The organism is Pseudactinotalea sp. Z1739 (assembly GCF_049725055.1).
GTDB lineage: Bacteria > Actinomycetota > Actinomycetes > Actinomycetales > Beutenbergiaceae > CALKWS01.
Genome location: NZ_JBMPQA010000014.1, coordinates 52503 through 65298 on the forward strand (window position 1 = coordinate 52503; position 12796 = coordinate 65298).

The following is a 12796-nucleotide window of genomic DNA, read 5'->3' on the forward strand; positions in this document are numbered from 1 at the left end:
CCGCGCACCACCCGGAACGCGTTGGCCCGCGCGCTGCGGCAGTGGGCGACACCGCGGGGGTGGCGGTCTCCGCGGTGCAGTCGGCCACCGGTGAGATCGCTGATCTGGATGCCCTGGAATCCGCGTGTGCCCGCCATGGGGCGGATCTGGTCGTGGATCTGACCCAGTCCGCCGGCTGGCTGGACGTGCACGCGGGCAGGTTCGCTGCCACCGTCTGCGGGGCCTACAAGTGGTTGCTCAGCCCCCGGGGCAGCGCGTTCCTCACGGTGGGTCCGGAACTGGCGCAGCGGCTCCGGCCCCTGGCGGCGAACTGGTTCGCCGGTGACGACGTGTGGCAGAGCACCTACGGCCTACCGCTACGCCTGGCCACACACGCGCGCCGGTTCGACGTCTCCCCCGCGTGGCACAGTTGGGTGGGCACCGAGGCATCGCTGCGATATCTGCACCGGATCGGGACGGGGCACTGCACGCCCACGCCACCGACCTGGCACGCACCTTCGAGGAGGCCGCGGATCTGGAGCCGGGCGCCTCCCCGCCCGGGTGGGGCCGGCGCCGTCAGTGGGGCGTGATGGCGGTCAGGGCTGGGTCATCGTGGTGACGTCCAGGGCGGCGTCGAGCTGGTCCGGTGTCACCTCGCCGCGTTCGATGTAACCCAGGTCCTCCACGGCCTGCCGCACGGTGATCCCCTCGGTCACCGAGTGCTTGGCGATCTTCGCGGCGGCCTCGTATCCGATCAGCCGGTTCAGCGGGGTCACGATCGAGGGTGAGGACTCGGCCAGTTCCCGTGCCCGCTCGACGTTCGCGGTGATGCCGTCGACGCACTTGTGCGCCAGGTGCTCACTGGCCCGGGCCAGGATCGTGGTGGACTCCAGAATGTTGCGGGCCAACACCGGCAGCATCACGTTGAGTTCGAAGGACCCGGTGGTTCCACCGAAGGCGATCGCCGCGTCGTTCCCGATCACCTGGGCGCACACCATCAGCACCGCCTCGGGGATCACCGGGTTCACCTTGCCCGGCATGATCGAGGAACCCGGCTGCAGGTCCGGGATGGCGATCTCGGCCAGCCCGGTGTTGGGTCCGGAACCCATCCAGCGCAGGTCGTTGCAGATCTTCACCAGCGACACGGCCACGGTGCGCAGGTGCCCGGAGGCCTCCACCAGGGAGTCCTGGGCGCTCTGTGCCTCGAAGTGGTTGGGCGCCTCGGTCAGCGGGAGTCCGGTGTGCTCGGCGATCAACTCGGTCACCAGGGCGCCGAACCCCACCGGGGTGTTGATCCCGGTGCCGACCGCGGTGCCCCCCAGGGGCAGTTCGGCCAGTCGGGGAAGCGCCGAGCGCACTCGCTCGATGCCGTTGCGGATCTGCTGGGCGTAGCCGCCGAACTCCTGCCCGAGGGTGACCGGGGTCGCGTCCATCAGGTGGGTGCGGCCGGCCTTGACCACCTCGGCATACTCGGTCGCCTTGGCCTCCAGTGCGGCGGCCAGGGTCTCCAGCGCGGGCAGCAGTTCGGTGGTGACCGCCTGGGTGGCGGCGATGTGGATGGAGGCGGGGAAGACGTCGTTGGAGGACTGGGAGGCGTTCACGTGGTCATTCGGGTGCACCTGCACCCCGGAGCGACTCGCCAGCGTCGCGATCACCTCGTTGGTGTTCATGTTGGAGGAGGTGCCCGAGCCGGTCTGGAACACGTCGATGGGGAAGTCGTGGTCGAACTCACCGGCGATCACCCGGTCGGCGGCCGCCACGATCGCCTCGGCCCGGTCCTGGTCCAGCACGCCCAGTTCGGCGTTGGCCAGCGCAGCGGCACGCTTGACCTGGGCCAGTGCGGCGATGTGGTGCCGGGAGATCGGGATCCCCGAGATCGCGAAGTTCTCCACCGCCCGCTGGGTCTGAGCGCGGTAGGTGGCGTTCTTGGGCACCCGGACCTCGCCCATGGTGTCGTGCTCGATCCGGTACTCGGTCTCCTGGTTCACTTCTTCCACCTTCACGCTCGGAAACGTCGCCGTCAGCCTATCTCGCCGGCGTGCCCACCGGCGCCTCAGCGGATCCGGGTCGCGGCCCTGGCGGTGCGCACGCGACTATCGATCGCAGCCTCCCTCATAGGGGCTTGCGGCCCCGCTCACCGCTAGCGCCGGCCGGCCCCGTCGCCCTCGATCAAAGGCCACAGCAACCGCAGCTCCAGGGCCGGGACGCGCGAGGCACCCACGTGCCAGGGCCGTGGCGATGCATCCGGTGGGTACCACCGCGCCCGGGAACCGTCGCGGTCGATGACCGCTCCGGGTGCGGTGCGGTAGTCCATGGTCCGGGTGAAAACTCGCGGCGCCCCGGGACGGTAGTCCCGCGGCGGGTAGGTGCGGTGCGTGCGCAGATGCACACGACGTGCGGTACAGATCACCACCGAGCCCTCCTCGGACCACCACGCTCCAGGGTGTTCGACGGTGAGCACCTCCTGCCCCTCGTCAAAACTCACCTGCAGTGAACCGGCACCGGTGCTGACTGCATCTGCGGTGAACCACTCATCGAGTGGCTTGCCACCGGGCCAGTGCCCGAACATGACCGGGACGCACGACGGCGGGCCCTCCGGGGGGAGCAGCAGGGCCTCGATCGCGGCGGCCAACTCGCCGAGGTGGCCGGTCGTCATGGCGTACTCGTTCCGCGCTCGGAGGCACGCAGGGCGAGTGGATCCTTCGATTCCCCGGTGAGCCAGCGGCCCAGCACCGTCACCGATTGGTCGGTGTAGCCATGGCGGGCGTAGAAGGACGCCACCGGGTTGTCCTGGCGCACCATCAACTGCACCTTGCGGGCGCCGTGCCCGGCCAGCCACTCCTCACACGCCGTCAACATCTGGCTCCCGTAGCCGCGGCCGCGCATCCGGGGGTCGGTGGCGAAGTAGTAGATCCACCCGCGATGTCCGTCTACGCCCACCATGGCGGTCGTCACGATGTCTCCGTGCTGGGGCGAGGCCTCCGGAGTCCCGGCCACCCGGTGCTGCTCGATCACCGCCGGCCGCGGTAGGCGGGCGATCAGCACGGTGGAGACCGGGCTGGTGCTGGCCTGGTGGAAGTCGGAACCGGGATGATTCCATGGCCGGGTCAGGCCCGCGCGATGCCACAGCGCGATGACCTCGGCGGCATCCGACCGGTCCGCCTCGGTGACGCGCACCTGCGGGAGGTGAACGCCGCCGCTCCCGGCGTCGCCGTCGGGCATCACATCGGACCCGCGCGCCGTGCCGGCAGACCCCCCGGACGTCACACCCGGCGCACCCGGACCCACACCGGAGGAACCTCCACCGGCCGGACCCAGGCCGGCCGGATTCCCGCCGGGGGCCGACATCACCGCGGGTGGTAGGGAGAGACGACGACCTCCACGCGCTGGAACTCCTTGACGTCGGAGTACCCGGTGGTGGCCATCGCCCGGCGCAGCGCGCCGAACATGTTCACGGTGCCGTCGGCCTTGGTGCCCGGGCCGAGCAGGACCTCCTCCATGGTGCCCACCGAGCCAACCTGCACCCGTTCCCCGCGGGGGAGCTGGGGGTGGTGCGCCTCCGGTCCCCAGTGCCACCCTCGGCCCGGTGCCTCATCTGCCCGCGCCAGTGCCGCGCCGAGCATGACCGCATCGGCCCCGCAGGCGATCGCCTTGACCAGGTCGCCGCTGCGGCCCACACCGCCGTCGGCGATCACGTGCACGTACCGGCCGCCGGACTCGTCCAGGTAGTCACGCCGGGCCGCGGCCACATCAGCCACCGCCGAGGCCATCGGGGCGTGGATGCCCAGTGTGGTGCGGGTGGTGTGCGCCGCTCCCCCGCCGAAACCGACCAGCACCCCGGCGGCGCCGGTGCGCATCAGGTGTAACGCCGCAGTGTAGGTGGAGGCCCCGCCCACGATCACCGGCACGTCGAGTTCATAGATGAAGCGTTTGAGGTTCAGCGGCTCGGCCTGGCCGGAGACGTGCTCGGCGCTGACCGTGGTGCCGCGGATGACGAAGAGGTCCACGCCGGCCTCGACCACGGTGCGCCAGTGCTCCTGGGTGCGCTGGGGTGACAGCGACCCGGACACGGTCACCCCGGCGTCACGGATCTCCTGCAGCCGCTGGGTGATCAGTTCAGGAATGATCGGGGCCGAGTAGATCTCCTGCATCCGCTCCGTTGCGCCGGCGGCCGGCAGCTCGGCGATCTCCTGCAGCAGTCGCTCGGGGTTCTCGTACCGGGTCCACAATCCCTCCAGATCCAGCACACCGATGCCACCGAGGTTGCCGAGCTGGATCGCGGTGGTCGGGCTCATCACCGAGTCCATCGGGGCGGCCAGCACCGGCAGGTCCACGTAGTAGGCGTCGATCTGCCAGCCCACCGAGACCTCCTCGGGGTCCCGGGTGCGCCGGGAGGGCACCACGGCCACGTCGTCGAAGGAGTAGGCCCGCCGGCCCCGTTTTCCGCGTCCGATCTCGATCTCGATACTCACGGGTCAAAGGCTACTCGGTCCCGGTGCGGGCGGGTGGGAGTGCGCAGGGGCGTGGGCGATCCGGGCACCCGCCGGGCGCGGCTCAGCGGCGATGTCGGTGCCCTGTGCCATGGTCGGGGCATACCGATCCACCGGCACCAGCGAGGTTGACATGACCGCCCTCACCCAAGGCCCCCTCCTCGGGTTCGACACCGAGACCACCGGCGTGAATCCGTTCCGGGACCGAATCGTCACCGCAGCGTTGGTGGGACGGGGTCCGCACGGCACCGAGCAGCGCACCTGGCTGATCAACCCCGGGGTGGAGATCCCCGAGCAGGCGGCCGCGATCCACGGGATCAGCACCGCACACGCACGCGCCAACGGGATGGACCCGAAGCGGGCCCTGGCCGAGATCTCCGCCGAACTGACCGCCGCCTTCTCCCGGGACGTGCCGGTGGTGGCCTTCAACGCCACCTTCGACCTGACCATCATCGAGGCCGAACTGGAACGCCACCGGCTGCCCACGATCGGTGAACGGCTGGGCCGCCCGCTGTCGCCGGTGATCGATCCGCTGGTGCTGGACCGGGCACTGGACCGCTACCGCCGGGGCAAGCGCAAACTGGTGGACCTGTGCCAGGAGTACGGGGTGGAGGACGCCGGCAACCTGCACACCGCCGACGTCGACGTCGCCGCCACCCTGGACGTCCTGGCCGCGCAGGCCGACCGCCACCCCGAACTACTCACCCAGGACCTGGACCAGCTCCACCAGTGGCAGGCCGGGCAGCACCGGGCCTGGGCGCAGAACTTCAACTCCTGGCGCGCCTCCAACGGGTTCGAGGGTCCCGGCGCCAGCCTGCACTGGCCCCTGGGCAGGGAGGACGACGACGCGCCGGCCGTGCCCATGGCCTCCCGCGACCGTTCGGTCGCCTGAGCAAGTCCGACGGGGCCGGCGCCGGGAGTACCGCTCGAGCAGTCTGCGTCAGCGACGCCCGCCGTAGTTGGGTGCCTCGGCGATCATCTGCACGTCGTGCGGGTGGGATTCCTTCAAGCCCGCCGGAGTGATCCGCACGAACGATCCGCGCTCCTTCAACTCCGGAACCGTGCGGGCCCCGACGTAGAACATCGACTGGCGCAACCCGCCGATCAACTGGTGCACCACCTGGCTCAGCGGTCCCCGGTAGGGCACCTGGCCCTCGATCCCCTCGGTGATGATGTCGTCATCGGAGACATCGCCCTGGAAGTAGCGGTCCTTGGAGTAGGAGCGGCGCTCCCCCCGGGTCTGCATCGCCCCCAGGGAGGCCATGCCCCGGTAGCGCTTGTACTGCTTACCGTTGACCAGCACCAGGTCACCGGGGGACTCGTCGGACCCGGCGAACAGACCACCGAGCATCACCGAGTCCGCACCCGCCACCAGTGCCTTGGCAATGTCACCGGAATACTGCAGTCCGCCGTCGGCGATCACCGGCACCCCGGCCGGACGGGCAGCCAGCGCCGCCTGATGGATCGCGGAGATCTGCGGCACCCCCACCCCGGCGACCACCCGGGTGGTGCAGATCGATCCGGGGCCCACCCCCACCTTGACCGCGTCGACGCCGGCGTCCACCAGCGCCTGGGCTCCCTCACGGGTGGCGATGTTGCCGCCGACCACCTGCACGTCCTTGGTGGCCGGATCCGACTTCAGCCTGCGCACCATGTCCAGCATCAGCCGGGCGTGGCCGTTGGCGGTATCGACCACCAGCACGTCCACACCGGCTTCGGCCAGCGCGGTGGCCCGCTCCCAGGCGTCACCGTAGAAGCCCACCGCCGCTCCCACGCGCAGACGGCCCTCCTCGTCCTTGGTGGACAACGGGTACTGCTGGGACTTCACGAAGTCCTTGACCGTGATCAGACCGCGCAGCACGTTGCGGGCATCGACCAGCGGGAGTTTCTCGACCTTGTGCTTACCCAGCAGCGCCGCGGCCTCGGCCCGGGTGATGCCCACTCCCCCGGTGACCAGCGGCATCGGCGTCATCGCCTCATGGACCTTCGTGGTCTCGAAACTCTCGCCGGGCACGAACCGCAGATCACGGTTGGTGATGATGCCCAGCAGCACGCCCTCGGGATCGACCACCGGCAGACCCGAGATCCGGAATTGCGCGCACAGCGCGTCCATCTCCGCCAGGGTGGCGTCGGGGCCGATCGTGAGCGGGTTGGTGACCATCCCGGATTCGGACCGCTTCACCAGGTCGACCTGGGCGGCCTGGTCCTCGATGGCCAGGTTGCGGTGCAGCACACCCAGCCCACCCTGCCGGGCCACCGCGATGGCCATTCGCGCCTCGGTGACGGTGTCCATCGCTGCCGAGATCAACGGCATCGACAGCGGGATCCGACGCGTCAGGATGGTGGAGGTGTCGGCCTCACTCGGGATGACGTCGGTCTCCCCGGGAAGCAGCAGCACATCGTCGTAGGTCAGTCCGACGAACGCGAAGGGATCAGGGGCGGTGGCGGCGGGCTGAGGTTCGGTCACACCCCAAGTCTACGTGGCCGTCGCGATCTAGGATCGAGCGGTCTGGGTGAGGAGGCTCATGATCTCATGCAGCGCCCCGCTGAGGGTGCGGGCGCGGTGCAGGCCGTCCCGGGGGGCGATGGTGTCGGTGAGGGCGATCAGGAAGACCTCATCGCCCCGCTCGCACAGCACCCGCACCAGGTTCTCTGCGATCTCGGACTCCCCCAGGATGACTGTCAACACTCCCTGCTGGCGGGCTACCAGGTCCAGCAGCGCCTGCCCGCCATCGGCCTCCAGACGCTGATGCGCCACCCGAACGTGCGCTCCACGCAGCGTCATCTCGGTGGCGAGCACGTGGGCGTCGGTGCTCATCGACGGCACGCACTGCACCAACGCCTGGATCCGATCCGGCTCCGGCTCGGAGGTGGCCTCGGCGAGCACGGTCAGCATCTGGGCACGCAACAGCCGTTCCGGGTCGCGCCCCGGGCGATCCGGCTGCGGGCGCTGGGCGACCATCTCGATCGCGGGGCGCACCGCCATCAGCCAACCGTCCAGCAGACCGTGCTCACGTCCGGCTCGCCTGATCAGTCGCGCCAGCCGCCGATGATCCCCGTCGACCGCAGCCGCGGCCACGGTGAGCGGGTCGGCCACCATGGGCTCCTCGTCCTCCGGCCCGGCCCCGTCCGGCGCATGACCCTTTCGGCCGTTCTGCGCAGGCGGACCAGCAGCGGGCGTGGTGTCTTCGGCCGAGCCAGGACCGCCGGCTGGTGCGGCACCGTTCCTCGCGTCCGGTTCCCCGGCTGGTGCGGCACCGTTCCCGGCGTCCGGTTCCCCGGCTGGTGCGGCACCGTTCCCGGCGTCCGGTTCGCCGGCCTTCGCCGCACCGTCGGACACATCGGTGCCCCGCAGCGCAATTTCGGCGGCATCTGCCGGTGCCACACCCTCCAAGGTGAGGCGACGCATCGTCTCCAGCCTGGCCAGGTCGGATGCCTCGTACCGGCGGTGACTGCCGGCCACGTGACCGGATGGTCCCAGTCCGTACCGCCGGGCCCAGGTACGCAGCGTGGGAGCGGCCACTCCCAGGCGGGCCGCGACCCCGGCAACCGTCAACCGGATGCCGTCGCCAAGATCCTCCGGGGGCCCCGGCGACGTTGATGACACCGCGCACCTCCCCTTCCTGTCAGGGCCCCCACGGGCGACTTGTCCGGACCCACCCCACACGGGCGTCCTGTCCGAGCCCACGCGGGCGACCTGTACGAGCCCGCACGGGCCATTCCTGCCCTAGAGACTAGGCGGCGGATCAGCTTTGAACAAGTTGGCTCGCACGCATGAACAAGCGTCGAGCGCAACTGAACAATCTACGAAATGCTTCGAATAGTTTGCGCATCACCCTTGAATAACTTCTGGCGCGGTTGTAGCGTGTGTCTCGTTGAACTCATCCACCACCGATGGAAGGACTGAGATGGCCGAACTATCTAGACTCCCCGGACCCGTCATGGAACGTTGGGAGTGGCAGTACGAAGGCGCGTGCCGGGCAACCGGCTCCGAGCAGTTCTTCCACCCCGAAGGCGAGCGCGGCGCATCGAGGCGTCGCCGCGACGCCAACGCCAAGGCGATCTGCGCCGAGTGCCCGGTGATCCAGCAGTGCCGTGAGCACGCCCTGAAGGTGCGCGAACCCTACGGCGTCTGGGGCGGACTCACCGAGGACGAGCGCACCGACATCCTGGCCGCCCGGATGCCCGCCGCCAGCTGAGTTCCTCCCGGACCCCCGAACGCGACCGAGCCCCGGTTCCCACTGAAGGGAACCGGGGCTCGGTGTTTGCTCAGCAGCCGTAGCCGCTAGCGGCGGGTCACTTCTCGACGATCGCCAGAACGTCGCGTGCCGAGAGGATCAGCAGATCCTCACCGCCGTACTTGACCTCGGTGCCGCCGTACTTGCTGTAGACGACCTTGTCGCCAACCGTGACGTCCAACGGGACGCGGTTGCCGTTGTCATCGATCCGGCCCGGGCCCACCGCCAGGACTTCGCCCTCCTGGGGCTTCTCCTTGGCGGTGTCCGGGATAACCAGACCGGACGCGGTGGTCTGCTCGGCCTCGAGCGTCTTGACGACGATCCGATCCTCGAGCGGCTTGATGGAGACCGACACTACGGACCTCCCCTTCGCATGTGATGGGAACCAGGACAATGGACCGCTACCAACTACGCACCTCCGCCGTCGCGGGGGTCGGACATGCACCGCTGGTGAACGGTCGGGACCCCGGGTGGGGCCCCTCGGGGTCCAATCTAGATCGCCGTTAGCACTCGGTCAAGGTGAGTGCTAATCATGTGGTCCACGTCGCTCCACCGAACCGCTGCACCCTGGCAGAATCGTGAGTATGGATCCTGCCGCGCTCGCGCGCCTGCTCACCCCGGAGGGTTGGGCGCTGCTCGGCCAACTCCCCCCGTACTCCGAGGACGCAGCCCTGCGCATCTCCGAGGGCTTGCGCGCCCGGGGCCTGGACCCGGACCTGGTGGCGGCCGCCCTGACCCAGTCCAGGCTACGCGCCAAGGCGGTCGAGAAGTTCGGCGAGTTCGCCTCCGGCATGCTACTCACCGCCGAAGGGCTGGAGCAGGCCACCCGGCTCGAGGTGGCCGCGCTGCATGCGCGCCGTTACGCCGGGGCCGGGGCCAGCCTCGTGGCCGATCTGGGCTGCGGTCTGGGCGCGGACTCCCTGGCGATGGCGGGCCTGGGCCTGCGGGTGCTGGCGATCGAGAAGGATGAGGCCACCGCCGCCTGCGCCCAGATGAATCTGCGGGCCTTCCCCGAGGCTCAGGTGCGCCACGCCGATGGCCTGGAACTGGACCTGGTGGCCGAAGGCGTGGACGCGATCTTCGCCGACCCTGCCCGGCGCACCCGGCGCGGCAACCGCGTGTTCGATCCCAAGTCCTACTCCCCCGACCTGGACACGGTGCTCGCCCTGGCCGACACGACTCCCGACCTGGGCATCAAGGTCGCGCCCGGGATCCCCTACACCGCGCTGCCCAGCCTCACCCACGCCCAATGGGTCTCGGTGAACGGAGCGGTGGTGGAGGCCGGCCTGTGGTTCGGTCGCCTCGCCACCGAGGGTGCCGGCCGCAGCGCGATCCTGCTCACCGACGCCGGTACGCACCACCTCGGGTGGTCCGGAGATGCCGATGCCCGCGCGACCCAGGCGCCCGACGGCCGGCTCGCCGCCTACCTGCACGAACCCGACGGGGCGATCATCCGCGCCGGACTGGTCGCCGACGTCGCCGACCAGCTGGGCGGCCACCTGGTGGATCCCTCGATCGCTTACATCACGACCGCCCAGCCGGTAACCACTCCCTTCGCCCGCAGTTACCGCGTGCTGGACTATTTCGGCTTCGGCTTGAAACGCCTCCGGGCCTACCTGCGCGACCGGAACGTGGGGCGGGTGACCATCAAGAAGCGCGGCACCGCCGTCGTCCCCGAGCAGTTGCGTCAGCAACTGCAACTCTCCGGGGACGCCTCCGCCACGATCGTGCTGACCCGTCTACAGGGTGAGCAATCGGTGCTCGTGGTGGACCCGCTCGAGCCGGCGGGACGAGAATGAGGGCGTGACGCTTGAGTTCGCCCCCTCGTCCCGGTCCAGCCTGGGGGTTGAGTGGGAACTGGCGATGGTCGACGCCGACTCCGGAGACCTGCGCCAAGTGGCCCAGACGGTGCTCGACGCGGTCGCCCCGGACGACGGCTCCCAGCACCCGACCATCCGTCAGGAACTACTCCTGAACACGGTCGAGGTGGTCACCGGGGTGTGCCGGACCACCCCGGAGGCGATGGCCGATCTGTCCGGCTCGGTGGACCTGGTGCGTTCGATCACCGATCCGCTGCGGGTGGACCTGATGTGCGCGGGCACCCACCCGTTCGCCGACTGGGGCGGCCAGAAGGTCACCGACAAGGAGCGCTACGCCACCCTGATCGATCGCACCCAGTGGTGGGGCCGCCAGATGCTCATCTACGGGGTGCACGTGCACGTCGGCATCGAGGACCGGGACAAGGTGCTGCCGATCCTGGGGGCACTGCTCACCTTCTACCCGCATCTGCTGGCGCTGTCGGCCTCCTCGCCGTACTGGTCCGGCCGCGACACCGGATACGCCTCGAACCGGTCTCTCCTGTTCCAACAGTTGCCGACGGCGGGGCTCCCGTTCACCGAGATCCGCACCTGGGCGCAACTGGAGCGGTACGTGGCCGACATGCTGCACACCGGCGTGATCGAGGACTTCACCGAGGTGCGCTGGGACCTGCGGCCGGCGCCGCAGTTCGGCACCATCGAGATGCGCATCTGCGACGGGCTGTCCAACGCCACCGAACTGGCCGCGATCACAGCGCTGACGCACTGCCTGGTGGAGTACTTCTCCCGGATGATCGATGCCGGTGAGGCACTGCCGGCGATCACCCCATGGTTCCTGGCCGAGAATAAGTGGCGTGCGGCTCGCTACGGCCTGGAGGCGATCATCATCCTGGACGCCGACGGCCGCGAGGAACTGGTGACCGATCACCTGCAGCACGTGCTGGAGGTGCTGGATCCGATCGCGGCGGACCTGGGTTGCGCGAGCGAACTGGCCAGAGTGCGCCGGATCATCGACACAGGTGGCGGCGCGGCCCGCCAGCGCCGGGTGGCTCGGCGCAATGGCGGACGACTCGACGCGGTTGTGGCCCACCTGGTGGCGGAGTTCAAGGCTGGCCACCCGATCGACTGAGACACTCTGGACGCAGGCGGGCTAATCGGACCTCTTAGTAGTTGACATTACCTACTAGTGGCTTTAGCCTCCTAGCCATGCAGGAGGACGTCACCCGCGACCCGCAGTTACTCAAAGGCGTGCTGCCGATGCTGGTGCTGGCCCTGTTGCACCGGCAGGAGTCCTACGGCTACGAACTGGTGACCCGGCTGCGCGCGGCCGGTCTGGAATCCATCGCCCCCGGCACGGTCTATCCAGTGCTCACCCGGTTGGAACGCGAGGGCAGGTTGGCCTCCCGCCTGGAAGCCTCCAGTTCGGGGCCCGCGAGGAAGTACTACCTGCCCTCCGACGCCGGTAGCCAGGCATTGGCTGCCGGCCGGGCATCTTGGGGCTATCTCTGCGACGTGGTGACGAGGATCCTGTCCGAGACCCCTTCGCCAGGTCGGACCGACCGCCCAACCACAGCCATCCCCCATCTGGAGCGTGAGGTATGAACACCGAACCAGACGACCCGGCGGCACTGTCCCTGACCGACCGTTGGCAACGCTTCTGGTACCTGCAGACCGTGGCGCTGTGGCTGGACCCGATACCGCGTAGGCGGCGCAAGGACGTGCTGCGCGAACTCAAGGCCAACCTGGGGGTGGCTGCTGGTCGCGGCGGGATGTCCGCGGCGATCAGCGACCACGGCAGACCCCGCGCGCTTGCTCGCCAGTACCTGGACGCCGAGCCTCACGGCCGGCCCACCTGGCACCACGGGGCCGCGGCCGTATCCGTGGCCCTGGTGGCGTGGTTCTTCGCCTGCGCGATCTACGTGTTCGGGAGCCTGAACACCCTGCTCGGTGCCGGTCTGGCCGAGCCGGTGCGGATCTCCTTCCTCGGCCTCCAGATCACCACCGAGGCCCACGACGCCTACCTCGGGGCTACCTTCACCGGTATCTCCTGGGGCAGCCTGATCGCGTTCGCTCTCATCTTCGTCCTCGCTTCCCGCCTCTGGCGCCACCTCCCCCGCCACCAGCACCGCCGCACCACCGCACCAGTCTCCCGCTGAGACCGGTCAGGCGCGGTGAGAGGCGGCCTCGCGACCGACCGGTGTGGCGGGCGTTCGACCAGGCTGGCGCGGCCACCTCCCGCCCGGGGCGGAGGGGCGCCCAACCGGTCTCGCAC

The 12796-nt window shown here is 69.7% G+C and carries 15 protein-coding genes; 7 read left to right on the plus strand and 8 right to left on the minus strand.

Going from position 1 to position 12796, the window contains the following annotated elements:
- Positions 1 to 41 precede the first annotated feature (41 nt).
- Positions 42 to 569 (plus strand): aminotransferase class V-fold PLP-dependent enzyme, encoded by a 528-nt coding sequence (locus ACO0LV_RS16230; protein ID WP_424788961.1) that lies wholly within the window; start codon positions 42 to 44, stop codon positions 567 to 569.
- Positions 570 to 575: 6 nt separating this feature from the next.
- Here the strand turns inward: ACO0LV_RS16230 and ACO0LV_RS16235 are convergent, their stop codons facing one another.
- The 5 genes from ACO0LV_RS16235 to ACO0LV_RS16255 all read right to left on the minus strand — a co-directional run bounded on the left by ACO0LV_RS16235 (position 576) and on the right by ACO0LV_RS16255 (position 4604).
- Positions 576 to 1967 (minus strand): class II fumarate hydratase, encoded by a 1392-nt coding sequence (locus ACO0LV_RS16235; RefSeq protein WP_424788962.1) that lies wholly within the window; start codon positions 1965 to 1967, stop codon positions 576 to 578.
- Between the two features lie 152 nt (positions 1968 to 2119).
- Positions 2120 to 2635, minus strand: coding sequence for a hypothetical protein (locus ACO0LV_RS16240; protein ID WP_424788963.1), 516 nt, complete (start codon positions 2633 to 2635; stop codon positions 2120 to 2122).
- Positions 2632 to 3327, minus strand: a complete 696-nt coding sequence (locus tag ACO0LV_RS16245) for a GNAT family acetyltransferase (protein ID WP_424788964.1) — start codon at positions 3325 to 3327, stop codon at positions 2632 to 2634. Before ACO0LV_RS16245 ends, ACO0LV_RS16240 begins: the two co-directional genes overlap by 4 nt.
- Positions 3327 to 4451 carry a GuaB3 family IMP dehydrogenase-related protein gene (locus ACO0LV_RS16250; RefSeq protein WP_424788965.1) on the minus strand — a complete coding sequence of 375 codons (1125 nt, stop codon included), beginning with the start codon at positions 4449 to 4451 and terminating at the stop codon, positions 3327 to 3329. The genes ACO0LV_RS16245 and ACO0LV_RS16250 overlap by 1 nt, the downstream gene beginning before the upstream one ends.
- Positions 4452 to 4454: 3 nt before the next feature.
- Positions 4455 to 4604: a hypothetical protein gene (locus ACO0LV_RS16255; RefSeq protein WP_424788966.1), complete on the minus strand. Its 150-nt coding sequence runs from the start codon at positions 4602 to 4604 to the stop codon at positions 4455 to 4457.
- On the opposite strand from ACO0LV_RS16255, the gene ACO0LV_RS16260 reads away from it, so the two are divergent.
- Complete coding sequence (locus ACO0LV_RS16260) at positions 4603 to 5361, plus strand: exonuclease domain-containing protein (RefSeq protein ID WP_424788967.1); 759 nt, start codon at positions 4603 to 4605, stop codon at positions 5359 to 5361. The genes ACO0LV_RS16255 and ACO0LV_RS16260 overlap by 2 nt on opposite strands.
- A gap of 48 nt (positions 5362 to 5409) precedes the next feature.
- Here ACO0LV_RS16260 and guaB read toward each other — a convergent pair whose 3' ends face one another.
- Together guaB and ACO0LV_RS16270 are read right to left on the minus strand one after the other, a co-directional pair.
- A complete protein-coding gene (gene guaB / locus ACO0LV_RS16265) occupies positions 5410 to 6936 on the minus strand; it encodes an IMP dehydrogenase (protein ID WP_424788968.1) in 1527 nt (508 codons plus the stop codon).
- A gap of 27 nt (positions 6937 to 6963) precedes the next feature.
- Complete coding sequence (locus tag ACO0LV_RS16270; RefSeq protein WP_424788969.1) at positions 6964 to 8076, minus strand: MerR family transcriptional regulator; 1113 nt, start codon at positions 8074 to 8076, stop codon at positions 6964 to 6966.
- A gap of 301 nt (positions 8077 to 8377) precedes the next feature.
- On the opposite strand from ACO0LV_RS16270, the gene ACO0LV_RS16275 reads away from it, so the two are divergent.
- Positions 8378 to 8668, plus strand: coding sequence for a WhiB family transcriptional regulator (locus ACO0LV_RS16275; RefSeq protein WP_424789016.1), 291 nt, complete (start codon positions 8378 to 8380; stop codon positions 8666 to 8668).
- Between the two features lie 97 nt (positions 8669 to 8765).
- Here the strand turns inward: ACO0LV_RS16275 and groES are convergent, their stop codons facing one another.
- Positions 8766 to 9062 carry a co-chaperone GroES gene (groES, locus tag ACO0LV_RS16280; RefSeq protein ID WP_424788970.1) on the minus strand — a complete coding sequence of 99 codons (297 nt, stop codon included), beginning with the start codon at positions 9060 to 9062 and terminating at the stop codon, positions 8766 to 8768.
- 229 nt (positions 9063 to 9291) lie between these two features.
- Here groES and ACO0LV_RS16285 point away from each other — a divergent pair, with 229 nt between their 5' ends.
- The 4 genes from ACO0LV_RS16285 (at position 9292) to ACO0LV_RS16300 (ending at position 12680) form a co-directional block, all read left to right on the plus strand.
- Positions 9292 to 10506, plus strand: coding sequence for a class I SAM-dependent methyltransferase (locus ACO0LV_RS16285; protein WP_424788971.1), 1215 nt, complete (start codon positions 9292 to 9294; stop codon positions 10504 to 10506).
- 4 nt (positions 10507 to 10510) lie between these two features.
- The gene (locus tag ACO0LV_RS16290) at positions 10511 to 11653 is read left to right on the plus strand and encodes a glutamate--cysteine ligase (RefSeq protein ID WP_424788972.1); all 1143 of its coding nucleotides are present in this window, start codon (positions 10511 to 10513) and stop codon (positions 11651 to 11653) included.
- A gap of 77 nt (positions 11654 to 11730) precedes the next feature.
- Positions 11731 to 12126 carry a PadR family transcriptional regulator gene (locus ACO0LV_RS16295; RefSeq protein ID WP_424788973.1) on the plus strand — a complete coding sequence of 132 codons (396 nt, stop codon included), beginning with the start codon at positions 11731 to 11733 and terminating at the stop codon, positions 12124 to 12126.
- Entirely contained in the window at positions 12123 to 12680 is a 558-nt protein-coding gene (locus ACO0LV_RS16300) for a hypothetical protein (protein WP_424788974.1), read from the plus strand. Before ACO0LV_RS16295 ends, ACO0LV_RS16300 begins: the two co-directional genes overlap by 4 nt.
- Positions 12681 to 12796 lie beyond the last annotated feature (116 nt).

Excerpts from the sequence above, each read along its gene's own strand:
- ACO0LV_RS16240 (WP_424788963.1), bottom strand. The coding sequence starts at position 2,635 with ATGACGACCGGCCACCTCGGCGAGTTGGCCGCCGCGATCGAGGCCCTG.
- ACO0LV_RS16245 (WP_424788964.1), bottom strand. The coding sequence starts at position 3,327 with ATGTCGGCCCCCGGCGGGAATCCGGCCGGCCTGGGTCCGGCCGGTGGA.
- ACO0LV_RS16260 (WP_424788967.1), top strand. The coding sequence starts at position 4,603 with ATGACCGCCCTCACCCAAGGCCCCCTCCTCGGGTTCGACACCGAGACC.
- ACO0LV_RS16255 (WP_424788966.1), bottom strand. The coding sequence starts at position 4,604 with ATGTCAACCTCGCTGGTGCCGGTGGATCGGTATGCCCCGACCATGGCA.
- ACO0LV_RS16275 (WP_424789016.1), top strand. The coding sequence starts at position 8,378 with ATGGCCGAACTATCTAGACTCCCCGGACCCGTCATGGAACGTTGGGAG.
- ACO0LV_RS16285 (WP_424788971.1), top strand. The coding sequence starts at position 9,292 with ATGGATCCTGCCGCGCTCGCGCGCCTGCTCACCCCGGAGGGTTGGGCG.
- ACO0LV_RS16295 (WP_424788973.1), top strand. The coding sequence starts at position 11,731 with ATGCAGGAGGACGTCACCCGCGACCCGCAGTTACTCAAAGGCGTGCTG.
- ACO0LV_RS16300 (WP_424788974.1), top strand. The coding sequence starts at position 12,123 with ATGAACACCGAACCAGACGACCCGGCGGCACTGTCCCTGACCGACCGT.